General features: G+C 60.1%; 26 protein-coding genes and 1 tRNA gene. 17 read left to right on the top strand and 10 right to left on the bottom strand.

Annotation, left to right across the window (positions count from 1 at the left end):
• The first annotated feature begins 45 nt into the window (after positions 1–45).
• The 17 genes from AWU82_RS02495 (at position 46) to nadA (ending at position 13,981) form a co-directional block, all read left to right on the top strand.
• A complete protein-coding gene (locus tag AWU82_RS02495; RefSeq protein WP_007951210.1) occupies positions 46–267 on the top strand; it encodes an FmdB family zinc ribbon protein in 222 nt (73 codons plus the stop codon).
• A gap of 108 nt (positions 268–375) precedes the next feature.
• On the top strand, positions 376–2,151 hold the full coding sequence (gene aspS, locus AWU82_RS02490) for an aspartate--tRNA ligase (protein ID WP_064383752.1): 1,776 nt from the start codon (positions 376–378) through the stop codon (positions 2,149–2,151).
• A 124-nt stretch (positions 2,152–2,275) separates the two neighbouring features.
• Complete coding sequence (locus AWU82_RS02485) at positions 2,276–3,022, top strand: YebC/PmpR family DNA-binding transcriptional regulator (RefSeq protein ID WP_064383751.1); 747 nt, start codon at positions 2,276–2,278, stop codon at positions 3,020–3,022.
• A gap of 140 nt (positions 3,023–3,162) precedes the next feature.
• Entirely contained in the window at positions 3,163–3,690 is a 528-nt protein-coding gene (ruvC, locus tag AWU82_RS02480; protein WP_003227525.1) for a crossover junction endodeoxyribonuclease RuvC, read from the top strand.
• A gap of 114 nt (positions 3,691–3,804) precedes the next feature.
• Complete coding sequence (gene ruvA / locus AWU82_RS02475; protein WP_007951205.1) at positions 3,805–4,413, top strand: Holliday junction branch migration protein RuvA; 609 nt, start codon at positions 3,805–3,807, stop codon at positions 4,411–4,413.
• A complete protein-coding gene (ruvB, locus tag AWU82_RS02470; protein WP_064383750.1) occupies positions 4,414–5,475 on the top strand; it encodes a Holliday junction branch migration DNA helicase RuvB in 1,062 nt (353 codons plus the stop codon).
• A 127-nt stretch (positions 5,476–5,602) separates the two neighbouring features.
• Positions 5,603–6,070 carry a tol-pal system-associated acyl-CoA thioesterase gene (gene ybgC / locus AWU82_RS02465; RefSeq protein WP_007951203.1) on the top strand — a complete coding sequence of 156 codons (468 nt, stop codon included), beginning with the start codon at positions 5,603–5,605 and terminating at the stop codon, positions 6,068–6,070.
• Positions 6,060–6,755 carry a protein TolQ gene (tolQ, locus tag AWU82_RS02460; protein ID WP_039766018.1) on the top strand — a complete coding sequence of 232 codons (696 nt, stop codon included), beginning with the start codon at positions 6,060–6,062 and terminating at the stop codon, positions 6,753–6,755. The genes ybgC and tolQ overlap by 11 nt, the downstream gene beginning before the upstream one ends.
• A gap of 23 nt (positions 6,756–6,778) precedes the next feature.
• The gene (gene tolR, locus AWU82_RS02455; RefSeq protein WP_162130475.1) at positions 6,779–7,231 is read left to right on the top strand and encodes a protein TolR; all 453 of its coding nucleotides are present in this window, start codon (positions 6,779–6,781) and stop codon (positions 7,229–7,231) included.
• A complete protein-coding gene (gene tolA / locus AWU82_RS02450; RefSeq protein ID WP_064383749.1) occupies positions 7,231–8,310 on the top strand; it encodes a cell envelope integrity protein TolA in 1,080 nt (359 codons plus the stop codon). Before tolR ends, tolA begins: the two co-directional genes overlap by 1 nt.
• A gap of 17 nt (positions 8,311–8,327) precedes the next feature.
• Positions 8,328–9,608: a Tol-Pal system beta propeller repeat protein TolB gene (tolB, locus tag AWU82_RS02445; protein WP_166742344.1), complete on the top strand. Its 1,281-nt coding sequence runs from the start codon at positions 8,328–8,330 to the stop codon at positions 9,606–9,608.
• Positions 9,609–9,660: 52 nt separating this feature from the next.
• Positions 9,661–10,158 carry a peptidoglycan-associated lipoprotein Pal gene (pal, locus tag AWU82_RS02440; protein ID WP_003178634.1) on the top strand — a complete coding sequence of 166 codons (498 nt, stop codon included), beginning with the start codon at positions 9,661–9,663 and terminating at the stop codon, positions 10,156–10,158.
• A gap of 6 nt (positions 10,159–10,164) precedes the next feature.
• Positions 10,165–11,004: a tol-pal system protein YbgF gene (gene ybgF / locus AWU82_RS02435; RefSeq protein WP_011335639.1), complete on the top strand. Its 840-nt coding sequence runs from the start codon at positions 10,165–10,167 to the stop codon at positions 11,002–11,004.
• Between the two features lie 165 nt (positions 11,005–11,169).
• Positions 11,170–11,817: a 7-carboxy-7-deazaguanine synthase QueE gene (queE, locus tag AWU82_RS02430; RefSeq protein WP_064383748.1), complete on the top strand. Its 648-nt coding sequence runs from the start codon at positions 11,170–11,172 to the stop codon at positions 11,815–11,817.
• 1 nt (position 11,818) lies between these two features.
• Positions 11,819–12,511: a 7-cyano-7-deazaguanine synthase QueC gene (queC, locus tag AWU82_RS02425; protein WP_064383747.1), complete on the top strand. Its 693-nt coding sequence runs from the start codon at positions 11,819–11,821 to the stop codon at positions 12,509–12,511.
• Between the two features lie 63 nt (positions 12,512–12,574).
• A tRNA-Lys gene (locus AWU82_RS02420) sits at positions 12,575–12,650 on the top strand.
• A 272-nt stretch (positions 12,651–12,922) separates the two neighbouring features.
• On the top strand, positions 12,923–13,981 hold the full coding sequence (gene nadA / locus AWU82_RS02415; protein ID WP_064383746.1) for a quinolinate synthase NadA: 1,059 nt from the start codon (positions 12,923–12,925) through the stop codon (positions 13,979–13,981).
• Between the two features lie 58 nt (positions 13,982–14,039).
• Here the strand turns inward: nadA and AWU82_RS02410 are convergent, their stop codons facing one another.
• The 10 genes from AWU82_RS02410 to AWU82_RS02365 form a co-directional block, all read right to left on the bottom strand.
• Positions 14,040–14,528, bottom strand: a complete 489-nt coding sequence (locus AWU82_RS02410; protein ID WP_007951195.1) for an RDD family protein — start codon at positions 14,526–14,528, stop codon at positions 14,040–14,042.
• Positions 14,529–14,624: 96 nt separating this feature from the next.
• Positions 14,625–14,837, bottom strand: a complete 213-nt coding sequence (locus tag AWU82_RS02405) for a cold-shock protein (RefSeq protein WP_007951194.1) — start codon at positions 14,835–14,837, stop codon at positions 14,625–14,627.
• A 404-nt stretch (positions 14,838–15,241) separates the two neighbouring features.
• Positions 15,242–16,366: a glycine cleavage system aminomethyltransferase GcvT gene (gene gcvT, locus AWU82_RS02400; protein WP_064383745.1), complete on the bottom strand. Its 1,125-nt coding sequence runs from the start codon at positions 16,364–16,366 to the stop codon at positions 15,242–15,244.
• A gap of 51 nt (positions 16,367–16,417) precedes the next feature.
• Positions 16,418–17,794, bottom strand: a complete 1,377-nt coding sequence (locus tag AWU82_RS02395) for an L-serine ammonia-lyase (protein ID WP_064383744.1) — start codon at positions 17,792–17,794, stop codon at positions 16,418–16,420.
• Positions 17,795–17,993: 199 nt separating this feature from the next.
• Complete coding sequence (gcvP, locus tag AWU82_RS02390; protein ID WP_064383743.1) at positions 17,994–20,846, bottom strand: aminomethyl-transferring glycine dehydrogenase; 2,853 nt, start codon at positions 20,844–20,846, stop codon at positions 17,994–17,996.
• A 10-nt stretch (positions 20,847–20,856) separates the two neighbouring features.
• Positions 20,857–21,240 carry a glycine cleavage system protein GcvH gene (gcvH, locus tag AWU82_RS02385; RefSeq protein WP_007951190.1) on the bottom strand — a complete coding sequence of 128 codons (384 nt, stop codon included), beginning with the start codon at positions 21,238–21,240 and terminating at the stop codon, positions 20,857–20,859.
• A 430-nt stretch (positions 21,241–21,670) separates the two neighbouring features.
• A complete protein-coding gene (gene gcsR / locus AWU82_RS02380) occupies positions 21,671–23,179 on the bottom strand; it encodes a transcriptional regulator GcsR (protein ID WP_039766033.1) in 1,509 nt (502 codons plus the stop codon).
• A gap of 198 nt (positions 23,180–23,377) precedes the next feature.
• Entirely contained in the window at positions 23,378–23,740 is a 363-nt protein-coding gene (locus AWU82_RS02375; protein WP_011335628.1) for a DUF5064 family protein, read from the bottom strand.
• Positions 23,741–23,802: 62 nt separating this feature from the next.
• Entirely contained in the window at positions 23,803–24,732 is a 930-nt protein-coding gene (gene arcC, locus AWU82_RS02370; RefSeq protein WP_064383742.1) for a carbamate kinase, read from the bottom strand.
• Positions 24,733–24,895: 163 nt separating this feature from the next.
• Positions 24,896–25,906 carry an ornithine carbamoyltransferase gene (locus AWU82_RS02365; RefSeq protein WP_011335626.1) on the bottom strand — a complete coding sequence of 337 codons (1,011 nt, stop codon included), beginning with the start codon at positions 25,904–25,906 and terminating at the stop codon, positions 24,896–24,898.
• Position 25,907 lies beyond the last annotated feature (1 nt).

Raw genomic sequence — 25,907 nt, 5'->3', positions numbered from 1 at the left:
GCACAGCCCCGCGTGTGCTGGCAACCTGATTGCCGAGACAACCTCATGCCGATGTACGATTACCAATGTGCTTCCTGTGGTCATCAGTTGGAAGCCATTCAAAAGATCAGCGACGCACCACTGGTCGATTGCCCTGCCTGCCAGGCGCCTGAACTCAAGAAGCAACTGTCGATGCCGGGCTTTCGCCTCAGTGGCAGTGGCTGGTACGAAACCGATTTCAAGACCGGCGCGAAGAAGAATCTGGCCGGTGGCGACAAATCTGACTAGGGTTCAAACCCAGGTCGAACGACACGCGCGAGTTTCCACAGGTTGCACAGTGCTTGAGTGCAGCGGGATCTCCACCGAATTTCGAATTACGAGAAGCGAACCACTACCATGATGCGCAGCCATTATTGCGGCCAACTGAACGAAAGCCTGGAAGGCCAGGAAATTACCCTTTGCGGATGGGTTCACCGTCGTCGCGACCACGGCGGGGTGATTTTCCTCGATATCCGTGATCGTGACGGTCTGGCCCAGGTAGTGTTTGATCCGGATCGCGCCGAGAGCTTCGCCGCCGCCGATCGCGTGCGCAGCGAATACGTCGTGAAGATCACCGGCAAGGTGCGTCTGCGTCCGGCCGGTGCCACCAACGCCAACATGGCGTCGGGCATGATCGAAGTGCTGGGCTACGAACTGGAAGTGTTGAACGAGTCGGAAACCCCGCCGTTCCCGCTGAACGAGTTCTCCGACGTCGGCGAAGAAACCCGTCTGCGTTATCGCTTCCTGGACCTGCGTCGTCCGGAAATGGCCGAGAAGCTGCGTCTGCGTTCGCGCATGACCACCAGCATCCGTCGCTACCTGGACGAGAACGGCTTCCTCGACGTCGAAACCCCGATCCTGACCCGTGCCACTCCGGAAGGCGCGCGCGACTACCTCGTGCCGAGCCGTACCCACGCCGGTTCGTTCTTTGCGCTGCCGCAATCGCCACAGCTGTTCAAGCAACTGCTGATGGTCGCCGGCTTCGACCGTTACTACCAGATCGCCAAATGCTTCCGCGACGAAGACCTGCGTGCCGACCGTCAGCCTGAGTTCACTCAGATCGACATCGAGACCAGCTTCCTCGACGAAAAAGACATCATGGGCCTGACCGAAGGCATGATCCGCAACCTGTTCAAGGAAGTGCTGGATCTGGAATTCGGCGAGTTCCCGCACATGACCTTCGAAGAAGCCATGCGCCGTTACGGTTCCGACAAACCAGACCTGCGTAACCCGCTGGAACTGGTAGACGTGGCCGACCAACTGAAAGAAGTGGATTTCAAGGTCTTCAGCGGCCCGGCCAACGACCCGAAATGCCGTATCGCCGCGCTGCGCGTTCCAGGCGGGGCGAGCATGCCGCGCAAGCAGATCGACGACTACACCAAGTTCGTCGGCATCTACGGTGCCAAGGGCCTGGCGTACATCAAGGTCAACGAGCGTGCGGCCGGTGTTGACGGTCTGCAATCGCCGATCGTGAAAAACATCCCGGAAGCCAACCTGAACGTGATCCTCGATCGCGTTGGCGCAGTCGACGGCGACATCGTGTTCTTCGGCGCCGACAAGGCCAAGATCGTCAGCGAAGCCCTGGGCGCGCTGCGTATCAAGCTCGGTCACGACCTGAAGCTGCTGACCTGCGAGTGGGCGCCGATGTGGGTCGTCGACTTCCCGATGTTCGAAGAGAACGACGACGGCAGCTTCTCGGCCTTGCACCATCCGTTCACCGCGCCGAAGTGCACTCCGGAAGAGCTCGAAGCCAACCCGGCTGGCGCTCTGTCCCGTGCCTACGACATGGTGCTGAACGGCACCGAGCTGGGTGGCGGTTCGATCCGTATTCACCGCAAAGAGATGCAACAGGCGGTGTTCCGTCTGCTGGGCATCAACGAAGCGGAACAGGAAGAGAAGTTCGGCTTCCTGCTCGACGCCCTGAAATACGGCGCGCCGCCGCACGGTGGTCTGGCCTTCGGTCTGGACCGTCTGGTCATGCTGATGACCGGCGCCCAGTCGATCCGTGAAGTGATCGCCTTCCCGAAAACCCAGAGTGCTGCCGACGTGATGACGCAGGCGCCGGGTGTCGTGGACGCGAAGGCATTGCGCGAACTGCACATTCGTTTGCGCGAAACGCCGAAGGCTGAGTAAGACGGGCCTGAAGGCGCATCTTCGGATGCGCCTTTTTTCTTTCTGCAGTGATTGAAAACAAGATTTTTTTGCTGGCCGATGCACCTGCATGGCGGGCATTGTTCAAGAGAATTCGGAGCGAGTTATGGCAGGTCATTCCAAGTGGGCGAACATCAAGCACCGCAAAGAACGCCAGGATGCCAAGAGAGGCAAGATCTTCACCAAGTGGATCCGCGAACTGACCGTGGCGGCCCGTCAGGGCGGCGGTGATCCGGGCTCCAACCCGCGTCTGCGTCTGGCGCTGGACAAGGCGCTGGGCGCCAACATGAGTCGCGACATCATCGACCGTGCCGTGGCCCGTGGCGCCGGTGCGACCGAAGCCGACAACGTTGAAGAGCTGACCTACGAAGGTTACGGTCCGGGCGGCGTGGCGGTGATGGTCGAGTGCATGACCGACAACCGCAACCGTACCGCAGCGGCCGTGCGCCACGCGTTCAGCAAGTGTGGCGGCAACCTCGGTACCGACGGTTCGGTAGCCTATCTGTTCGAACGCAAGGGCCAGATCAGCTTTGTCCCGGGCGTTGACGAAGACGCGCTGACAGAGGCCGCGCTGGAAGCCGATGCCGACGACGTGGTCAGTCACGAAGATGGCTCGATCGACGTGTTCACCTCCTTCACCAGCTTCTACGCGGTACGCAATGCCCTGGAAGCCGCCGGTTTCAAGGGTGATGACGCGGAAATCGTCATGCAGCCGACCACCAGCGCCGAACTGGATCTGGAGGGCGCCGAGAAGGTGCTCAAGCTGATCGACATGCTGGAAGATCTGGATGACGTGCAGAACGTCTACTCCAACGCGGACATTCCGGAAGACGTGGCCGCTCAGCTCGGTTAAGAGCGACTAGGCTCAATGTGGGAGCTGGCTTGCCAGCGATGGCGTCGGCACATCAGCTAATGATGGTGCCTGACACACCGTCATCGCTGGCAAACCAGCTCCCACATTTGTTTTTTGTGTTTTTTCGAACCAGCAGGCTTATGACTTTAATTCTTGGTATCGACCCCGGTTCGCGCATTACCGGTTACGGCGTTGTTCGCGATACCGGACGCGGCGGTTGCATCTACGTCGCCTCGGGTTGTATCCGCACCGGTGCCGGCGAGCTGCATGAGCGGTTGCAGATTGTCTACCGCGGCGTGCGGGAAATCATCCAGACCTACGGCCCGGTCACCATGGGTATCGAAAAGGTGTTCATGGCGAAAAACGCTGATTCGGCGCTCAAGCTCGGGCAGGCCCGTGGGGCCGCTATCGTTGCCGGCGCCGAAGAAAGCCTGGAGATCGCCGAGTACACGGCCACTCAGGTCAAGCAGGCTGTGGTGGGAACCGGTGCTGCCAATAAAGAGCAGGTGCAGATGATGGTCATGCACATGCTCAAGCTGACCAGCAAACCGCAAATCGACGCATCGGATGCCCTGGCGATTGCCATTTGTCACGCCCACACCCGCTCCAGTCTGTTGCCGCATGGCTTGGGAACTGCACGCAGTCGTGGCGGGCGTCTGCGTCTCTGATAGCATCAGCAGTCAATTTCACGGAATGTGGATTTCGCGCCTGGGTCGTCGGCAGCAAATCCATGCTCTGTCGGTCGCCAGCCCACGGCTGGCCAACGCTCAAGGATCTGAAACGTGATTGGACGCTTGCGCGGCACTCTGGCTGAGAAACAGCCGCCGCACCTGATTCTGGATGTAAACGGCCTCGGGTATGAGCTGGAAGTGCCCATGACCACCCTTTATCGCCTGCCGTCGGTCGGTGAACCGCTGACCTTGCACACCCATTTGGTCGTACGCGAAGACGCACAGTTACTCTATGGCTTTGCCGGCAAGCGTGAGCGAGACTTTTTTCGCGAGTTGATCCGTCTCAACGGTGTAGGGCCGAAACTGGCCCTGGCCTTGATGTCGAGTCTTGAAGTCGACGAACTGATCCGCTGCGTGCAATCCCAGGACACCTCGGCGCTGACCAAGGTGCCGGGCGTGGGCAAGAAAACCGCCGAACGTCTGCTGGTCGAGCTCAAGGATCGCTTCAAGGCCTGGGAAACCTCGCCGGCCATGTTCGCCCTCGTGCCGAACCAGCCGGACGGCCCGGCGCCGGTCAACACCGCCGAGAACGACGCGGTCAGCGCGCTGATTTCCCTGGGCTACAAGCCTCAGGAAGCGAGCAAGGCGATTTCCGCGATCAAAGAGAAAGGCCTGAGCAGCGAAGACATGATTCGACGCGCCCTGAAGGGAATGATTTAAGTGATTGAAGCTGATCGTCTGATCGCCGCCACGCACAGTCCGCGTGAGCGCGAAGAAGTCCAGGATCGGGCGATACGTCCCGTCAGCCTGGCCGAATACATCGGCCAGCCGACCGTTCGCGAGCAGATGGAACTGTTTATCCAGGCCGCCCGTGGCCGTAGCGAATCCCTCGACCACACCCTGATTTTCGGCCCGCCGGGGCTGGGTAAAACCACGCTGGCCAACATCATCGCTCAGGAAATGGGTGTGTCGATCAAGAGCACTTCCGGCCCGGTGCTGGAACGGCCCGGGGATCTGGCGGCACTGTTGACCAATCTTGAGCCGCACGACGTGCTGTTCATCGATGAAATCCATCGTCTGTCGCCGATCGTCGAAGAAGTGCTGTACCCGGCCATGGAAGATTTCCAGCTCGACATCATGATCGGTGAAGGTCCGGCGGCGCGTTCGATCAAACTTGATCTGCCACCGTTCACCCTGGTTGGCGCGACGACGCGGGCGGGCATGCTGACCAACCCGTTGCGCGACCGTTTCGGCATCGTCCAGCGTCTCGAGTTCTACAGCACCGCTGACCTGGCGACGATTGTCAGCCGTTCGGCGAATATCCTCGGCTTGCCGCTGGATCCGGAAGGGTCTTTCGAGATTGCCCGCCGCGCCCGTGGTACGCCGCGGATCGCCAACCGACTGTTGCGTCGGGTGCGGGATTTCGCTGAAGTCCGGGCCAAGGGCCACATCACCAAGGCTGTCGCGGATCTGGCGCTGAATCTGCTGGATGTCGACGAGCACGGTTTCGATCATCAGGACCGGCGTCTGCTGTTGACCATGATCGAGAAATTCGATGGCGGCCCGGTGGGCATCGACAGTCTGGCAGCGGCGATCAGCGAAGAGCGCCACACCATTGAAGACGTGCTCGAGCCGTACCTGATTCAGCAGGGCTACATCATGCGTACGCCGCGGGGCAGGGTGGTTACCCGTCACGCGTACCTGCATTTTGGTTTAAACATTCCGACACGAATGGGCGAGATGCCCGTGGTAGACGAGTTTCTCGATGCCGTGGACGATTGATACACATTTATTGTCGATTTATTCAGCGTTTGTACTGTCACAGGACGGTACTTTTGCGGTAAAGCCTTCCAACAATGAAAAACAGTTGCCTGGCCGGATTGGCAACCCGAGGAGTAAGCACTAGAGTATGCGCGCGCAAAACGGGCTTGAGCCGTTCGCACATCGTTGTCGCGTTTATTACGAGGACACCGATGCGGGCGGCATCGTGTATTACGTTAATTACCTCAAGTTTATGGAACGGGCTCGAACCGAGCGGCTCCGGGAGCTGGGCTTTGCCCAGTCGGCGCTGGCAGGGGAGGACCTGTTGTTCGTCGTGCATTCCAGCGAAGCGCGTTATCACGCGCCGGCGCGACTGGATGACGAGCTTCTGGTAAGCGCTGATGTAATCGAATTGAACCGTGCCAGCCTGCGCTTTCGACAGCAGGTCAGGCGGGCAACGGATAATGTGCTGCTCTGCGAAGGGCAGTTTCTGGTGGCCTGTGTGCGCACTAACAGTTTGAAACCCCGGGCCCTTCCCGAAGACCTGCGTGCGGCCTTTGCCGACGCGGTCGGCACGGGTACACACTCAAAGCAGGAGATAAAGCGTGGAAGCTAACGTCGTCGACCATTCCTCCATGTGGAGCCTGGTCAGCAATGCCAGCATCGTGGTGCAGTTGGTAATGTTGACTCTGGTGGCCGCATCGGTGACCTCATGGATCATGATCTTTCAGCGCAGCAATCTGATACGCGCCGGTCGACGTGCCCTCGAGAGCTTCGAGGAGCGATTCTGGTCGGGTATCGACCTGTCCAAACTCTACCGTCAGGCCGGCAGCAACCCGGATCCGGATTCCGGCGTCGAGCAGATTTTCCGTGCGGGCTTCAAGGAATTCTCCCGTCTGCGTCAGCAGCCAGGTGTCGACCCTGAAGCGGTGATGGAAGGTGTGGCTCGCGCCATGCGTGTCGCCATCTCCCGTGAGGAAGAGAAACTCGAGCAGAGCCTGCCGTTCCTCGCCACCGTAGGTTCCGTCAGCCCGTATATCGGTCTGTTCGGTACCGTCTGGGGGATCATGAACTCCTTCCGTGGTCTGGCCAGTGCCCAGCAGGCCACTCTGGCCACCGTCGCACCCGGCATCGCCGAAGCCCTGATCGCCACCGCGATCGGTCTGTTCGCCGCGATCCCGGCCGTTATTGCTTACAACCGTTTCTCTGCCCGCAGCGAAACCTTGCTGAGCCGCTACTACACCTTCGCCGATGAGTTCCAGGCGATCCTGCACCGCAAAGTGCACACCAGCGAAGAATAAGCAGGTATTTCCCGATGGCTTTAATCACTCGAGCCCGACACAAGCGCAAGCCGGTCGCCGAGATGAACGTAGTGCCTTACATCGACGTGATGCTGGTGCTGCTGGTCATCTTCATGGTGACTGCGCCGATGCTCAATCAGGGCGTGAAAGTGGATCTGCCCAAGGTTTCCAGTGAAGCCTTGCCGCAGGACAACAACACCCAGGTGCTGACCATTTCGATCAAGTCGGACAAGACCTACTACTGGAACCTTGGCAGCGAAGTCGACACCGAGAAGCAGCAGGACCGGGCCATGACCCTGCCACAGATGACCGACGCGGTGACCAAGATCATTCGCGCCGGTACTGAAGGGGGCAAGCGTACCCAGGTGTTCATCCGTGGCGACAAGTCCGTCGATTATGGCTCCGTCATGGGCGCCATGGGCGGGTTGCAGAAAGCCGGGGTCGGTAACGTTGGCTTGATCACCGAGGCGCCCTGATGCAGCAACAGCGAGAGCCGTCCGCCTCGGAAAGCTACTTCTGGCCCAGTGTCTGGGCGATTGGCTTGCACGTGCTGGTGTTCGGCATGCTGTTCGTCAGTTTCGCCCTGACTCCGGAGTTGCCGCCGGCCAAGCCGATTGTCCAGGCGACCCTGTACCAGCTGAAATCGAAAAGTCAGGCAACCACCCAGACCAATCAGAAGATTGCGGGTGAGGCGAAGAAATCCGCCGCGCGCCAGACCGAAGTCGAGCAGATGGAGCAGAAAAAGGTCGAGCAGGAAGCGGTGAAGGCTGCGGAACAAAAGAAAGAAGAAGCGGCTCAAAAGGCCGAGGAAGCCAAGAAGGCCGATGAGGCGAAGAAAGCGGACGAGGCGAAGAAGGCTGATGAAGCCAAAAAAGCCGACGACGCCAAGAAAGCCGCCGAAGCCAAGAAGGCAGAAGAGAAACAATTGGCTGATATAGCCAAGAAGAAAGCCGAAGAAGAAGCCAAGAAGGCTGCTGAAGAAGAGGCCAAGAAAGCGGCCGCTGAAGAAGCCAAGAAGAAGATCGTCGAAGACGCGAAGAAGAAAGCCGCCGAAGACGCCAAGAAGAAAGCTGAAGCTGAAGAGGCGAAGAAGAAAGTCGCCGAAGACGCGAAGAAGAAAGCTGCTGCCGATGCTGCGAAGAAGAAAGCGCAGGAAGCGGCACGTAAATCCGCCGAAGACAAAAAGGCTCAGGCCCTGGCAGATTTGCTTTCTGACACGCCGCAGCGCCAGCAGGCCTTGGCCGATGAGCAGGGCGATGAAGTCGCGGGCAGTTTCGATGACCTGATTCGTGCGCGGGCAGCGGAAGGCTGGGCACGTCCACCTTCGGCACGCAAAGGCATGACGGTTGTGCTGCAGATCGGCATGTTGCCGGACGGTACGGTGACTTCGGTCAGCGTGGCCAAGTCCAGTGGCGACGGTCCGTTCGATGCGTCGGCAGTGGCAGCGGTCAAGAATATTGGACGTTTGACGGAAATGCAGGGAATGAAGCCGAGCGATTTCGCTCCGTATCGTTCATTCAAGATGACATTCACACCTGAGGATCTAGCCTTGTGAGAAACCTTCTTCGAGGAATGCTGGTCGTGATCTGCTGCATGGCAGGGATCGCGATGGCGGATGAAAAGAACATTCTGGTCACCAGCGGCAGCGATCGGGCAACGCCGATCGCCGTCGTGCCGTTCGGTTTCCAGGGCGGTGCCGTCCTGCCGGATGACATGGCTGAAATCATTGGTAACGATTTGCGCAACTCGGGCTATTACTCGCCGATTCCAAAGCAAAACATGATCAGCCAGCCAAGCCAGCCGAGCGAAATCATCTTCCGTGACTGGAAGGCGGTGGGCGCGCAATACATGATGGTCGGCAGCATCGTGCCGGCCGGCGGCCGTCTGCAGGTGCAGTGGGCTCTATTCAACGTTGCCACCGAACAGAAAGTGGCTGACGGCAGTGTGTCCGGTACCACCGAACAGCTGCGTGACATGGCGCACTACATCTCCGACCAGTCGTTCGAAAAACTGACCGGTATTAAAGGTGCATTCTCGACTCGCCTGCTGTACGTCACCGCCGAGCGTTTCTCCGAGAAGAACACCCGTTACACCCTGCAGCGTTCGGACTATGACGGCGCCCGCGCCGTGACCCTGCTGCAATCGCGCGAGCCGATCCTGTCGCCGCGTTTTGCACCGGACGGCAAGCGCATCGCCTACGTGTCGTTCGAACAGAAGCGTCCGCGCATCTTCATGCAGAACATCGACACCGGTCGCCGCGAGCAGATCACCAACTTCGAAGGCCTGAACGGCGCGCCAGCCTGGTCGCCGGACGGCAATCGCCTGGCGTTCGTGCTGTCGAAAGACGGTAACCCGGACATCTACGTGATGAACCTCGGTTCGCGTCAGATCACCCGCGTGACTGCAGGTCCTGGCATCAACACCGAACCGTACTGGGGCAAGGATGGTTCGACCATCTACTTCACCTCCGACCGTGGCGGCAAACCGCAGATCTACAAGACCAGCGCTGGTGGGGGCGGTGCCGAGCGTGTGACGTTCGTGGGCAACTACAACGCTAACCCGAAGCTTTCGGCGGATGAAAAGACCCTGGTGATGATCCATCGTCAGGACGGTTTCACCAATTTCAAAGTGGCGGCTCAGGATTTGCAGCGCGGAAGTGTAAAAATCCTCACTGATAGCACTCTGGACGAGTCGCCTACTGTTGCGCCCAACGGCACCATGGTAATCTACGCCACCCGCCAGCAGGGCCGGGGAGTCTTGATGCTCGTGTCCATTAATGGACGCGTGAGGCTCCCGCTTCCTACCGCTCAAGGCGAAGTCAGAGAACCGTCCTGGTCCCCTTACCTGAACTGACGCGGCGCTTTACGTTTTACTTAACACACTGGGGTTCATTAGGAGTTTCACGATGGAAATGCTGAAGTTTGGTAAATTTGCTGCGCTGGCTCTGGCCATGGCTGTAGCTGTAGGTTGCTCGTCCAAAGGCGGCGACAACGCCGGTGAAGGCGCTGTTGATCCAAACGCTGGTTACGGCGCAAACACTGGTGCAGTTGACGGTTCCCTGAGCGAAGAAGCTGCTCTGCGCGCAATCACCACCTTCTACTTCGAATACGACAGCTCGGACCTGAAGCCAGAAGCCATGCGCGCTCTGGACGTTCACGCCAAAGACCTGAAAGCAAACGGCGCTCGCGTTGTTCTGGAAGGCAACACCGACGAACGTGGTACTCGTGAGTACAACATGGCACTGGGCGAGCGTCGTGCGAAAGCCGTTCAGCGCTACCTGGTACTGCAAGGTGTTTCCCCAGCTCAGCTGGAACTGGTTTCCTACGGCGAAGAGCGTCCAGTTGCTACCGGCAACGACGAGCAGTCCTGGGCTCAAAACCGTCGCGTCGAACTGCGTAAGTAATTCGATATGCGAACGTGCCGTCGTGCTGTAACTGTTCTGGCTCTCAGCCTCGCGCCGCTTGCGGCGTGGGCTGCGGTTCCTGTGGTCGATGACAACTCCGGTTATAACAATAGCGGGAGCAGTTATCCGCCTGCAGGTTACGGTACGAACGGCGCCTATGCCGGGGGAGCGGCTTCGGCCCCTGCCTCGGCACAAGGCATGCTGTTCAACCAACTGCAACAAATGCAGGATCAACTGTCGCGCCAGCAAGGCGTGATCGAAGAACTGCAGAATCAGGTTTCGCGCATGAAGCAGGAATCCCTGGAGCGATACCAGGATCTTGATCGGCGCATAGGATCCGGCGTTGCACCTGCCGCGACTCCCGAGAATTCTTCTGCCGGTGGCGATGCAAGTGCTGCTGCCGGTGCCGCCGCTGGAGCCGGGGCCGCTGCGGCCGCCCAGGCACCTGCCGCGGGTGGCGAACCGGCTGATCCGGCCAAGGAAAAGCTGTATTACGATGCAGCTTTCGACCTGATCAAGGCCAAGGATTTCGACAAGGCCAGCCAGGCGTTTGCCGCTTTCCTGCGTAAATACCCGAACAGCCAATACGCGGGCAACGCCCAGTACTGGCTGGGTGAAGTGAACCTGGCCAAAGGTGATCTGCAAGGTGCAGGTCAGGCTTTCGCCAAGGTTTCGCAGCTGTATCCCAAGCACGCCAAAGTGCCGGATTCTCTGTACAAGCTGGCTGACGTAGAGCGCCGCCTCGGTCATACCGACAAGGTCAAAGGCATTCTGCAGCAGGTGGTGGCCCAATATCCGGGTACGTCCGCCGCGCAGTTGGCCCAGCGCGATCTGCAACGCATGTAACACCGTTTGACCCGTTTGGAAGAAACCCGCGCCTGTCGCGGGTTTTTTCGTTAGAATTCACGCCCTTTTATGAAACACGCTTCTGGTGATCTACGCGTTGGCGGGGTTGCCAGAGGTGCCTGACGGAGGCGGACAGCCTGTTTAGCTGTTACGCCCGTGGCGACTATGCAAGACACATTGAGAATTACCGAAGTTTTCTACTCGTTGCAGGGGGAAACGCGGACTGCCGGGCTGCCCACTGTTTTTGTGCGCCTGACCGGTTGCCCATTGCGTTGCCAATACTGCGACAGCGCCTACGCGTTCAGCGGTGGCACGATCCGTACCCTCGACGACATCCTAGAGCAAGTGGCCGGCTTTCGCCCGCGCTACGTCTGTGTCACGGGCGGTGAGCCGCTGGCACAACCCAATGCCATCCCTTTGCTCAAACAGTTGTGCGATGCCGGCTACGAAGTTTCGCTGGAAACCAGCGGCGCTCTCGACATCTCGGCGGTCGATCCACGGGTCAGTCGGGTGGTCGACCTGAAGACGCCTGACTCCAAAGAAGCCCATCGCAACCGTTACGAGAACATCGAACTGCTGACGCCCAACGATCAGGTGAAGTTTGTCATCTGCTCGCGGGAGGACTATGACTGGGCGGTATCGAAGCTGATCCAGTACGGTCTCGAGCGACGTGCAGGTGAAGTGTTGTTTTCCCCAAGTCACCACGACCTGAACGCTCGGGATCTGGCGGACTGGGTGGTGGCGGATAACCTGTCAGTGCGCCTGCAACTGCAGCTGCATAAATATCTATGGAATGATGAGCCGGGGCGCTGAGATGACTGAACAACTGAACACTAGCCAAAAACGTGCGGTAATCCTGCTGTCCGGTGGTCTGGACTCGGCTACGGTCGTGGCCATGGCCCGCGCTGAAGGCTACGCCTGCTACACGATGAGTTTCGATTACGGTCAGCGTTCCCACGCCGAACTGCATGCCGCTGCTCGCGTTGCCCGCGATCTGGGCGTGGTCGAGCACAAGGTGATCGGCCTGAACCTGAACGGCATGGGCGGTTCGGCCCTGACCGACACCAGCATCGACATCCCGGAAGAGTTGGGCGAAGGCATCCCGGTGACTTACGTGCCGGCACGCAACACGGTTTTCCTGTCGCTGGCTCTCGGCTGGGCTGAAGTGCTCGGCGCCCGTGACATCTTTATTGGCGTCAACGCAGTGGATTATTCCGGTTACCCGGATTGCCGTCCCGAGTTCATCGAGTCGTTCGAGCGCATGGCCAATCTGGCAACCAAGGCCGGTGTGGAAGGCAATGGTTTCCGCATCCAGGCACCGCTGCAGAATCTGAGCAAGGCGCAGATTGTCCAGGCGGGCGTGAAGCTGGGTGTTGATTACGGGCTGACCGTTTCCTGCTATCAGGCTGACGATGACGGCCGTGCTTGCGGTAAATGCGACAGCTGCCGACTGCGTGCGGAAGGCTTCGTGGCGGCCGGAATCAGCGATCCGACACCTTATTTTTGATTTTTTTCAAATTAGGTGTTGAATAGTCCTTAAAAATCAGTATTATACGCGCCACCACACAGCGGGTCGTTAGCTCAGTTGGTAGAGCAGTTGGCTTTTAACCAATTGGTCGTAGGTTCGAATCCCACACGACCCACCATATTTGGCGGTTTAGAAAATCCGGAAGGCCCACGAAAGTGAGGATTTCCGGTTTTTTTTTTTGCCTGCGATCCGAGCATCCCTCCCTTCGTTTCTTCCTGCCGTGACGCAGGTCAGAATCATCTTTTGTATCAACGGGATATTCTGTAGCCTTGCGCAGCTTCAATGCTGTCCGTGCCTGATAATACTCACTCTCCCGGCGGTACCCTCAAGCGGTCCGGAGCCGGGTGTATACTCGACTTTCGCGCGAACGCGCCTGCAGGTCTTGCGAACATGACGCAGATTTCCGAACGCCTTCTGGTACAAGCCCACCTCGACGCCAAGCAGCCCAAGCCGCTGACGGCCGAGGAAGAGGCTTACTACCGTTCCGCCATCGCCGCCGAGCTCAAGGCTCAGGACGCGGTGCTGGTTGCCCACTTTTATTGCGATCCGATCATTCAGGCCCTCGCCGAAGAAACCGGCGGTTGCGTTTCCGATTCCCTGGAAATGGCCCGCTTCGGCAACGCCCATCCGGCCAAGACCGTGGTGGTCGCCGGCGTGAAATTCATGGGCGAGACCGCGAAGATTCTCAACCCTGAAAAACGTGTGCTGATGCCGACCCTGGAAGCCACCTGCTCGCTGGATCTGGGTTGCCCGGTGGATGAGTTCTCGGCGTTCTGCGATCAGCATCCTGAACGCACCGTGGTGGTGTATGCCAACACCTCGGCCGCCGTCAAAGCCCGGGCCGACTGGGTGGTGACCTCCAGCTGCGCACTGGAAATCGTCGAGAGCCTGATGGACAACGGCGAAACCATCATCTGGGGGCCGGACAAGCACCTGGGCACCTACATCCAGCGTCAGACCGGCGCCGACATGCTGCTCTGGGATGGTGCATGCATCGTCCACGAAGAGTTCAAGTCCAAGCAGCTGGAAGACATGAAAGCGCTGTATCCGGACGCCGCCATTCTGGTGCACCCGGAGTCGCCGACCTCGGTGATCGAGTTGGCGGACGCCGTCGGTTCCACCAGTCAGCTGATTGCCGCCGCGCAATCGCTGCCGAACAAGACGCTGATCGTCGCCACCGATCGCGGCATCTTCTACAAGATGCAGCAGTTGTGCCCGGACAAGGTCTTCATCGAAGCGCCAACCGCCGGTAACGGCGCGGCATGCCGCAGTTGCGCACATTGCCCGTGGATGGCCATGAACACCCTTGAGCGCACGCTCAAGTGCCTGAAGGACGGCTCGAACGAGATCTTCGTCGACCCGGCCCTGATCCCGCAGGCGATTCGTCCGCTCAAGCGCATGCTCGATTTCACTCAGGCCGCGCGGATGAAACTGGCCGGCAACGCCTGATCTTGCGACGCAAACAAAAACGCCCCGATTGGATCGGGGCGTTTTTGCATCTGCGGATTTATTTTGCTTTCTTCGGAATTCGCACGAGCTGCGTGTCGGAGTAGATGTCATGCCAGGCGCGTTTCTGTTTGTCGAACAGTGACCAGAAGAACCCCAGGCCCAGGCAGAGCCACGATGCAATCGACACCATGAACCGCAGCAACGCCTGCCACAGGCTGATTGCAGTGCCATCAGCGTTCTGCACGCGAATGCCCCAGACCTGCATGCCCAGGGTCTGCCCGGCGTGAGTCCAGAACTTGGCGAAGAAACCAAACAGCACCAGCAGCAGCACCGTGGAGTAGAGAGGATCGCCATCCAGCTGCCCGGCGTCGGTCAGAACCCGCAGACGCTCCTCACCGATGATCGCGGCCTGGATCATCTTGTAGACGCCACCGGTCACGATCAGCAGGGCGGTGCACAGCAGAAAGTCATAAAACATCGCTGCCAGACGACGGCCCAGGCCGACGGCGGGGAAATCGCCCTGGGGGGTGAGCAGGTGTTTCGACATGGCAGCCTCTGGACGGAAAGTGAAGCGCCATTTTACGGATTTGCGCCCACAAAAAAGCCCCTGATATCAATATCAGGGGCTTTTTCGTTACAGAAATCAGGCTTCTGCGATGACTTCGTCAGCTTGCATGCCTTTCTGGCCCTGCACAGCAACGAAGGTCACTTTCTGGCCTTCTTTCAGGCTCTTGAAGCCGTTGCCCTGAATGGCGCGGAAATGCACGAACAGATCCGGACCGCTTTCTGGAGTGATAAAACCAAAACCTTTCTCGTCGTTAAACCACTTGACGGTACCGCTCTGACGTGTGGACATTTCTTATTTCCTTTGACGCATAAATTGATGACAGTCTCCTTCTCATGAAAGAGTACTGGGGCTGGTTGCAGGAGAGTAAGAAGACGTCGAACGGGATGTAGCTAACTTGTAGGCTACTGCCCAGGTCACGATTCCAAGCTGACCCATGCAAACACAGTGGACAAACTCTACGCCAACTACGGGAGGAAAAACAAGCCCCGCGAAGGCCCCGGTTTTCCTGCGCTTGCTGGCACTTAGTCGATTCACTAGTCCGGCTTATTCGATTGGCTTGTTCAATTGTTTTCGAACGTTATAAGCCAAGTTCAAATTCGAATCGAATGTAAACAGAGTGCACTGTTTTATGGCGATTGCGTTACACATTAGTGCACGCATAACGCAATCCCGTTACTTATAGAAACAGTCAATCAACCGCGATAGTAGCGTTGTGGAACAAATGGCATTTTGCTTACAAGCAATGGCACCTTTTTCCCACGAACAATCGCCCAGACTGGCGTATCGAGTGCGACGTAGGCGCTGTCCAGGTAACCCATGGCCAACGGACCGCCCAGGGTCGGGCCGAAACCGCCACTGCACACGCTGCCGATGATCTCGCCCGATTCGTTGACGATCTCTGCACCTTCTCGGACCGGCGTACGCTCTTGCGGCAGCAGGCCGACGCGTTTGCGCGACACGCCGTTTTGCTGTTGAGCGAAGACTTGCTCCGCACCCGGGAAACCACCGGCGCGCGAACCATCGGCACGCCGAGGTTTGGAGATTGCCCACAGCAGGCTGGCTTCGAACGGGGTGGTCTCGGTGTTCATGTCGTGGCCGTACAGGCACAGGCCGGCTTCCAGGCGCAGCGAGTCACGGGCGCCGAGGCCGATGGCGGCGACTTCCGGTTCGGCCAGCAGGGCGCGGGCGAGTTTTTCCGCGTCGACTGCCGGAACCGAGATTTCGAAACCGTCTTCACCGGTGTAGCCCGAACGGCTGACAAAGCAGTCAACGCCCAGCAGCTTCACGCGAGTGAATTGCATGAAAGTCATTTTCGCCACTTCCGGTGCCAGGCGTGCCAGCACGGTCACGGCGGCGGGGCCTTGCAGGGCGAGCAGGGCGCGTTCTTCGAACAGTTGCTCGATCTTGCACTGGTCGCCGATGTGTTTTTGCAGATGGGCCAGATCCTGGTCCTTGCACGCGGCGTTGACCACCAGGAACAGTTCGTCGTTGCCGAGGTTGGCGACCATCAGGTCATCGAGAATACCGCCGGTTTTGTTGGTGAACATCGCGTAGCGCTGCATGCCCACCGGCAGGTCAATGATGTCCACCGGCACCAGGGTTTCCAGGGCTTTGGCGGCATTGGCGCCGGTCAGGCGGATCTGGCCCATGTGCGAGACATCGAACAGCCCGGCCTGCTCACGGGTGTGCTGGTGTTCTTTCATCACGCCCAGCGGGTATTGCACCGGCATGTCGTAGCCGGCGAACGGCACCATGCGGGCGCCGAGTTCGATGTGCAGAGCGTGCAGCGGGGTTTTCGACAATTGTTCGGTGGACATGCGGAACTCCTTGATTCACACCAACCCTCTCCCGCAGGGAGAGGGGGCTAATTAACACTCGATAATGTTGACCGCCAGACCGCCACGGGCGGTCTCCTTGTATTTGCTTTTCATGTCGGCGCCGGTCTGGCGCATGGTGCGGATGACCTTGTCGAGGGAGACGAAATGCTGCCCGTCTCCGCGCATGGCCATGCGCACGGCGTTGATCGCCTTGACCGAGCCCATGGCGTTGCGCTCGATGCACGGCACCTGAACCAGCCCGCCGATCGGATCGCAGGTCAGGCCGAGGTTGTGTTCCATGCCGATTTCGGCGGCGTTTTCCACTTGCTGCACGCTGCCACCGAGGACTTCGCACAACGCCCCGGCCGCCATCGAACAGGCCACGCCGACCTCGCCCTGACAGCCGACTTCGGCGCCGGAAATCGAGGCGTTTTCCTTGTACAGAATGCCGATGGCCGCGGCGGTGAGCAGGAAACGCACCACGCCGTCATCGTTCGCGCCGGGAATGAAGCGCATGTAGTAATGCAGCACCGCAGGAATGATCCCCGCCGCGCCGTTGGTCGGTGCCGTGACCACGCGCCCGCCGTTGGCGTTTTCTTCGTTGACGGCCAGAGCGTAGAGGTTCACCCAGTCCAGCACCGACAGCGGATCGCGCAGCGACGATTCCGGGTTCTTGCACAGTTGCCGGTGCAACGCCGCCGCCCGCCGCTTGACCTTCAGGCCACCCGGCAAAATGCCTTCGTTGCGACAGCCGGCGGCCACGCAGTCCTGCATCACTTGCCAGATTTTCAGCAGGCCGGCGCGGGTTTCCGCCTCCGGGCGCCAGGCGCTTTCGTTGGTCAGCATCACCTGACTGATCGACAGACCGTAGGTAGTGCAGTGGCCAAGCAAGTCCTTGGCGCTCTTGAACGGGAAGGTCAGCGCGGTGGCATCTTCGACAATGCGGTCGGCGCCGGCCGCATCTTCGTCGACCACAAAACCACCGCCGACCGAGTAGTACTCGCGGCTGCGGATCTGTAATCCCGCCGCATCGAAGGCGCGGAAGATCATGCCGTTGGGGTGATAGGCCAACGGTTTGCGGATCATTGCCAGGTGTTCTTTCTCGTTGAACGCAATGCTGTGTTCACCGAGCAGGTTTAAACGCCCGTTGCCACGGATCTCCGAGAGACGGGTGGCGACGGTTTCGGTATCCACGGTGTCCGGGTGTTCACCTTCCAGACCCAGCAGCACGGCCTTGTCGCTGCCGTGGCCCTTGCCGGTGGCGCCGAGGGATCCATACAACTCGACCCTGACGCTGGTGGTGGCCGACAACAGGTTTTCCCGGCGCAGGCCTTCGACGAAGCGCGCAGCTGCGCGCATCGGGCCGACGGTGTGGGAGCTGGAGGGTCCGATGCCAATCTTGAACAGGTCGAACACGCTTAACGACATGGTTGTTCTCCGGTTTCTTGTTATAGGAATTGGCGGGATATCAGGCTTGATGCATTTCCTTGTGGGAGCTGGCTTGCCAGCGATGGCGGTGTGTCAGGCAATGGAAGTGGAGACTGATCCACCCTCATCGCTGGCAAGCCAGCTCCCACAGGTTTTGCGGTGTTGTTGGAAGTGGGGGCAGATGATTGCCCCCATTCGTTTAAGCGTAGCTTTCGATCGACGGGCAGGCGCAGACCAGGTTGCGGTCGCCGAACACGTTGTCGACGCGACCGACCGGCGGCCAGTACTTGCCTTCGATCAACGACGCCACCGGGTACACCGCTTGTTCGCGGCTGTACGGGTGAGTCCACTCGCCGACCAGCTCTGCCGCAGTGTGCGGAGCGTTCTTCAGCGGGTTGTCGTCCTTGTCCAGCGTGCCGTTTTCCACCGCGCGGATTTCTTCGCGGATGCGGATCATGGCGTCGCAGAAACGGTCCAGCTCTTCCTTGGATTCACTTTCGGTCGGCTCGATCATCAGCGTGCCGGCCACCGGGAACGACATGGTCGGGGCGTGGAAGCCGAAGTCGATCAGACGCTTGGCGACGTCATCGACGCTGATGCCGCTGCTGTCTTTCAGCGGGCGCAGATCGAGGATGCACTCGTGCGCCACCAGACCGTTGCTGCCGGTGTACAGCACTGGGTAGTGCTCTTCCAGGCGACGGGAAATGTAGTTGGCATTGAGGATCGCCAGTTGCGAAGCGCGCTTTAGACCTGCACCACCCATCATGCGAATGTACATCCAGGTGATCGGCAGAATGCTCGCGCTGCCGAACGGTGCTGCGCAGACCGCGCCTTCCTTGCGCTCCATCTGGCCGTGGCCCGGCAGGAACGGAGTCAGGTGCGATTTCACGCCGATCGGGCCGACGCCCGGGCCGCCACCGCCGTGGGGGATGCAGAAGGTCTTGTGCAGGTTCAGGTGCGAGACGTCGCCGCCGAACTTGCCCGGTGCGCAGAGGCCGACCATCGCGTTCATGTTGGCGCCGTCGATGTACACCTGGCCGCCGTTGTCATGAATGATGCCGCAGATTTCGCGGATGCCTTCTTCGAACACGCCGTGGGTCGACGGGTAGGTGATCATCAGCGCCGCGAGGTGTTCGCGGTGCTCGATGGCCTTGGCGCGCAGGTCTTCGATGTCCACGTTGCCACGGGCGTCGCACGCGGTCACGACCACGCGCATGCCGGCCATGTTGGCGGTCGCCGGGTTGGTGCCGTGGGCGGACGACGGGATCAGGCAGATGTCGCGACGGTCTTCGCCACGGCTCTGGTGGTAGGCGCGAATCGCCAGCAGACCTGCGTACTCACCCTGAGAGCCGGCGTTCGGTTGCAGGGAGATCGAGTCGTAACCGGTGGCAGCGCAGAGCATTGCTTCCAGTTCGTCGGTCAGTTGCTGGTAACCGGCGCTTTGCTCGGCGGGGGCGAACGGGTGCAGGGCGCCGAATTCGGCCCAGGTCACCGGGATCATTTCGCTGGCGGCGTTGAGTTTCATGGTGCACGAGCCCAGCGGGATCATGGTGCGATCCAGCGCCAGATCCTTGTCCGCCAGTTTGCGCAGGTAGCGCATCAGCTCGGTTTCCGAGTGATAGCGGTTGAACACCGGGTGGCTGAGGATCGGCGACTGACGCACCAGCGAAGCCGGAATCGTGCTTTGCGCGGCAGCGGCCAGCGCAGCGAAATCCGGCAGGGTCTTGCCGTCGGCGAACAGGCCCCACAGGGTTTCGATGTCGGCCTGGGTGGTGGTTTCGTCGACCGACAGGCCCAGACGTTGAGCGTCGATCACGCGCAGGTTGATCTGTTGGGCGCGAGCCTTGTCGTGCAGCGCGGCGGTTTGTGCGCCGGTGGCCAGGGTCAGGGTGTCGAAGAAGCTGGCTTGCTCGACGGTCACGCCCAGTGCGCTCAGGCCCTTGGCCAGAATCGCGGTCAGGTGATGCACGCGGTTGGCAATCTGGGTCAGGCCTTTAGGGCCGTGGTACACGGCGTACATGCTGGCGATGTTGGCCAGCAGCACTTGTGCGGTGCAGATGTTCGACGTGGCTTTCTCGCGGCGGATGTGTTGCTCGCGGGTTTGCATCGCCAGACGCAGGGCCGGTTTGCCGAAACGGTCAACCGAGACACCGACCAGACGGCCCGGCATGTCGCGCTTGAACGCATCTTTGGTGGAGAAGTAAGCCGCGTGCGGGCCACCGAAGCCCAGCGGCACGCCGAAGCGCTGCGCGCTGCCGATGGCCACGTCGGCGCCGAACTCGCCCGGAGGGGTCAGCAGGGTCAGAGCCAGCAGGTCAGCGGCCACGGCCACCAGTGCGTTGGCAGCGTGGAAGCGTTCGGTCAGTTCGCGATAGTCGAATACATCGCCGTTGCTGGCCGGGTATTGCAGCAGCGCGCCGAAGAACGGTGTGACGTCGGTCAGCTCGCGCTCATCGCCCACGACCACGTCGATGCCCAGCGGCTCGGCACGGGTGCGCAGCACGTCGAGGGTTTGCGGGTGGCTGTGGATCGAGGCGAAGAACTGGTGGCTGCCCTTGTTCTTGCTCAGGCGTTTGCAGAAGGTCATGGCTTCGGCAGCGGCGGTGGCTTCGTCGAGCAGGGAGGCGTTGGCGATCGGCAGGCCGGTGAGGTCGCTGATCAGGGTCTGGAAGTTCAGCAGCGCTTCGAGACGGCCCTGGGAAATCTCCGGCTGGTACGGAGTGTAAGCGGTGTACCAGGCCGGGTTTTCCAGCAGGTTGCGCAGGATCGGCGACGGCGTGTGGCAGTTGTAGTAACCCTGGCCGATGTAGGTCTTGAACAATTGGTTCTTGCCGGCGATGCCTTTGATCATCGCCAGGGCATCGGCTTCGCTCAGGCCGTCATCCAGACCGAGCACACTGGTGCCCTTGATGCTTTCCGGGATGACGCTGGCGCTCAGGGCTTCGAGCGAGTCGAAGCCGAGGCTGTTGAGCATGGCTTGCTCGTCACCGGCGCGCGGGCCGATGTGACGGGCGATGAATTCGTTGGCGGTGCCGAGATTTACTTGGGTCATGTCAGGTTCCTCAGGCTTCGGCTTGGGCTTTGATCAGGCGGTCGTAGGCGTCCTGATCCAGCAGCTTGGCGACGGCGGAAGCATCGGCTGGCTTGAAGCGGAAGAACCAGCCTTCGCCCAGCGGATCTTCGTTGACCAGCTCAGGGCTGTCTTCCAGGGCCGGGTTGGTGGCCAGAACTTCACCGTCCAGCGGCATGTAAACGCCGCTGGCGGCTTTTACCGATTCCACGGTGGCGGCTTCGGCGCCTTTCTCGTACGCCTGCAATTCAGGCAGTTGCACGAACACCACGTCGCCCAGGGCGTTCTGCGCGAAAGCGGTGATGCCAACGGTGACAGAACCATCGGCTTCGGCGCGCAGCCATTCGTGATCTTCAGTAAAACGCAACTCGCTCATGGAATCTCCTAGGGGCCAGACTCGTCTGGTGGACGCGGTGGAATACTCGGGCGGCAATGCCCTGATTTTATGAACGGTTACTTAGCAAGAACGCGGCCAATGTAAAAATATCGTTATAAATCAATGGCTTGATTGATTTGTGGGTGAGCGCGATCACGTTGGCTGTAGCGAAATCGCTACAGTGCAGGGCGAAGAAAAAAGCTGAACCGGATCAAAGCCTTGCACAGCGGTGATCGGAGGAAGTTGTAGCGATATCGTTCCGCTGTAGCGCTTTCAGTACAGATGGAGGTCGCTTTTGGGCGGATATCTTGCGTTCCGATTAACCCTGTGGGAGCTGGCTTGCCAGCGATGACGGTGGCACTGCCAACAATGAAAGTGACTGACCCACCGCTATCGCTGGCAAGCCAGCTCCCACAGGGATGCAGTGTGTTCAGGGCTTGTTGGGGATGCCGTACTTGCGCAGCCGATGCGCGATTGCGGTGTGCGAGGTCTGCAGGCGGCTGGCCAGTTGGCGGGTCGAGGGGTAGCTGACGTAGAGCTTTTCCAGCAGCGATTTTTCGAAGGCTTCGACCGCTTCTTCCAGGCTGTCGACATCGGTGTCGGTCTGGCGTGCCACGGAGGTGCCGGCGATGTCGAGGTCGCCGATGTCCACCAGGCTGCTTTCGCAAATGGCGGCGGCGCGAAAGATCACGTTCTGCAATTGCCGCACGTTGCCCGGCCAGCGGTTGCCGAGCAGCGCCGGGTAAGTGCCCGGAGCGAGGCGGCAGACCGGGCGCTGGATCTGCGCGCAGGCCTGCTGCATGAAATAGCGCGCCAGCAACAGAATGTCCTGACCGCGTTCGCGCAACGGCGGCACTTCAACGTTGAGCACGTTGAGGCGGTAGAACAGGTCTTCGCGGAACAGGCCTTCGCTGACCATTTTTTCCAGGTCGCGGTGGGTGGCGCTGAGGATCCGCACGTTGACCTTTACCTCTCGGTCACCGCCAACCCGACGGAAGCTGCCGTCGTTGAGAAAGCGCAGCAGCTTGGCCTGCAAGTACGGCGACATCTCGCCGATCTCGTCGAGGAACACCGTGCCTTGGTTGGCCAACTCCATCAGTCCCGGTTTGCCGCCGCGTTGTGCGCCGGTGAAGGCGCCGGGGGCGTAGCCGAACAGTTCGCTCTCGGCGAGGTTCTCCGGCAGGGCCGCACAGTTCAGTGCGAGGAATGGTGCGCTGTGCCGGGCGCTGATGGCGTGGCAGGCGCGGGCGACGAGTTCCTTGCCGGTGCCGGTTTCGCCCTGGATCAGCAGCGGCGCATCGAGGGCCGCGACGCGTTGGGCGCGAGCCTTGAGTGTGCGGATTGGCGGCGATTCACCGAGCAGCGCATCAAAGCCTTCGGCATGGTCGTGGTGCAACGCCGAGAGTTGTTCGCCGATGCGGTTGGGTTGATACAGGGTGAGCAAGGCGCCGGCGTCGGTGATCGGCGTGGCGTCCAGCAACAGGGTCTGGCCGTTGACGGTGATTTCCCGCAGCGGCAGGCGGAAGCCCTGTTCGAGCAAGGTTTCGAGCAGGCCCGGATCGTTGAACAGTTCCGAGACACTTTCGCCCGCCGGTTCACGACCGTACAGGGCGATCAGCGCCGGGTTGGCCAGCAGCACCTTGCCGGCACTGTCCAGCGCCAGCACCGGATCGGTCATCGCTGCGAGCAACGCGTCGAGCTGCAAGTGCCTGCGCTGGCCGGGGAGAATGTCGACCACGGTCACTGCTTCTACACCACGCACGCGAAACAGCGCATCTTTCAGTTCTTCGAGCACTTGCGGGCTCAAGGTCGGGGCGTCGATGTAGACGTTCGGCGGGATCATTTCCACCGCATCCAGATTGAGATTGCGCCCGCCGAGGATAGCCAGGACTTCCTGGGTGATGCCGACGCGGTCGATGAAGCTGACGTGGATACGCATGGGGCGGTTCTGGGTTCTGGAGTGCGGAGGGGGGCAAGTATGCCTTGGGGCGGGGAATTGGTGAAATCTGCGTCCTGCGCTGATCGTTCCCACGCTCCTGCGTGGGAACGCATCCCGTGACGCTCTGCGTCACAGTGGACGCGGAGCGTCCATGGCGGCGTTCCCACGCAGAGCGAGGGAACGATCAGTAGAAAAGTGTTACTCGAAATGCTCGGGATTGACCGGATCCCCGGATTTCATATTCAACTTCATGCGGATGTCTTCAAACATCAGGTCGTAATGCTTGTGCACCGAGCCGATCTGGCTGTGGCTCTTGGGAATGCCGTACTTTTCGGCAATCTGCGTCACGTTGCGGGCGAAGTTGTAGGCTTCCTCCTTGGGCAGAAAGAACGGTTCGTTGACCTCTTTGCCCTGCATGCTGCCATGCAGGGTGAACTGTATCCCTTTGCCTTTCTGGGGATCGGTGAACACTTCATAGTCGAGGTGCACGTTGTAATTGACGTCGTCGTCAGTCAACGCATGCCGCTCGATATGCAAATGACCGGGTTCGAACTGGGCCATGGTTTTCTCCTTTCAAGGCATGGGAGAAGGGCAGACCTGAGGTCTGCCCCCGGAGTTTCTTTTTATCGGTAGGTGATGCCCGGTGTCGCCGTGCTGACTCGCGTCCCGGCGGTGCCCTGGACGATGGCTTCGATGTCCGAGAGCGAACCGATCACCGCGACCTTGCCAGTATGGCGCGCAAATTCACAGGCTGCCTGCACCTTCGGCCCCATGGAGCCGGCGGCGAAGCCCAGGCGCTCGAGTTCGTCCGGGTGGGCCTGGGCGATGGCTTTCTCGGTGGGTTTCTTGAAGTCGATGTACGCCGCGTTGACGTCGGTGGCGATCACCAGCAAATCCGCCTCCAGCTGTTCGGCCAGCAGCGCCGAGCACAGGTCTTTGTCGATCACCGCTTCGATACCTTGCAGCTTGCCGTGAGCGCCATACATGGTCGGAATGCCGCCACCGCCGGCGCAGATCACGATGCTGCCCTTGTCCAGCAGCCACTTGATCGGACGGATTTCAAAGATGCGTTTCGGCCGGGGGCTGGCCACCACACGACGGAATTTGTCGCCGTCCGGGGCGATGGCCCAGCCTTTTTCAGCGGCGAGTTTTTCTGCTTCGGCCTTCTCATAGACCGGGCCGATCGGTTTGGTCGGGTTCTTGAAAGCCGGGTCGTTGGCGTCGACTTCGACCTGGGTGAGCAGGGTGGCGAACGGGACTTCGAAGTCCAGCAGGTTGCCCAGTTCCTGTTCGATGATATAGCCGATCATGCCTTCGGTTTCGGCACCGAGCACGTCCAGCGGGTAAGGGGTGACGGAAGTGTAGGCCGCCGCCTGCAACGACAGCAGGCCGACTTGCGGACCATTGCCGTGGGCGATGACCAGTTGATTGCCGGGATGGATCTTGGCGATTTGCTCGGTGGCGATGCGGATGTTGGCGCGCTGGTTGTCAGCGGTCATCGGCTCACCACGGCGGAGCAGGGCGTTACCGCCCAGAGCTACGACGATACGCATGGTGCATGTCCTTTTCGTGTTGATCGCTGATCGTTCCCACGCTCCTGCGTGGGAATGCATCCCGTGACGCTCTGCGTCACAGCGGACGCGGAGCGTCCGTGGCGGCATTCCGACGCAGACGGTTCGACGCCTCGACGTGGGAACGATCAGTGCCAAAGTCGGGTTACAGGTCTGCCAAAGTCGACACCAGAATCGCCTTGATGGTGTGCATGCGGTTTTCCGCTTGCTCGAAGGCGATGCAGGCCGGCGACTCGAACACGTCGTCGGTCACTTCGATGCCGTTTTTCAGGTGTGGATACTGTTCGGCGATCTGTTTGCCGACCTTGGTATCGCTGTTGTGAAACGCCGGCAGGCAGTGCATGAACTTGGTGCGCGGGTTGCCGGTGGCTTTCATCAGCTCGGCGTTGACCTGATACGGCAGCAGTTGCTGGATACGCTCGGCCCAGGCTTCCACCGGCTCGCCCATCGATACCCAGACGTCGGTGTGGATGAAGTCCACGCCTTTGACCGCCGCTTTCGGGTCTTCGGTCAGGGTGATGCGGGCGCCGCTTTCCTCTGCGTATTTTTTGCAGCGATCGACCAGATCGTCGTGCGGCCACAGGGCTTTCGGCGCGCAGATGCGCACATCCATGCCGAGTTTGGCGCCGATCAGCAGCAGCGAGTTGCCCATGTTGTTGCGCGCATCGCCCAGATAGGCGTAGCTGATCTCGTGGATCGGCTTGTCGGCGTGCTCACGCATGGTCAGCACGTCGGCAATCATCTGGGTCGGGTGATATTCATCGGTCAGACCGTTGAACACCGGCACGCCGGCGAACTTGGCCAGTTCTTCGACGATTTCCTGCTTGAAGCCACGGTACTCGATGGCGTCATACATGCGCCCCAGAACGCGGGCGGTGTCCTTCATGCTTTCCTTGTGGCCAATCTGCGAAGAATTCGGGTCGATGTAGGTGACGTTGGCGCCCTGGTCATAAGCGGCGACCTCGAATGCGCAACGGGTGCGGGTCGAGGTTTTTTCGAAGATCAGGGCAATGTTGTTGCCCTTCAGGTGTTGTTGCTCGGTACCGGTGTATTTGGCGCGCTTGAGGTCGCGGGACAGGTCGAGCAGGTAGCGCAGCTCACGTGGGGTGTGGTGTTCCAGGCTGAGCAGGTTACGGTTATGAATGTTGAACGCCATG

The sequence above is a fragment of the Pseudomonas glycinae genome (assembly GCF_001594225.2).
In the GTDB taxonomy this organism is placed as follows: domain Bacteria; phylum Pseudomonadota; class Gammaproteobacteria; order Pseudomonadales; family Pseudomonadaceae; genus Aquipseudomonas; species Aquipseudomonas glycinae.
The sequence above is the reverse complement of the archived record's forward strand: the minus strand, read 5'-3'. Positions and strand labels throughout refer to the sequence as shown.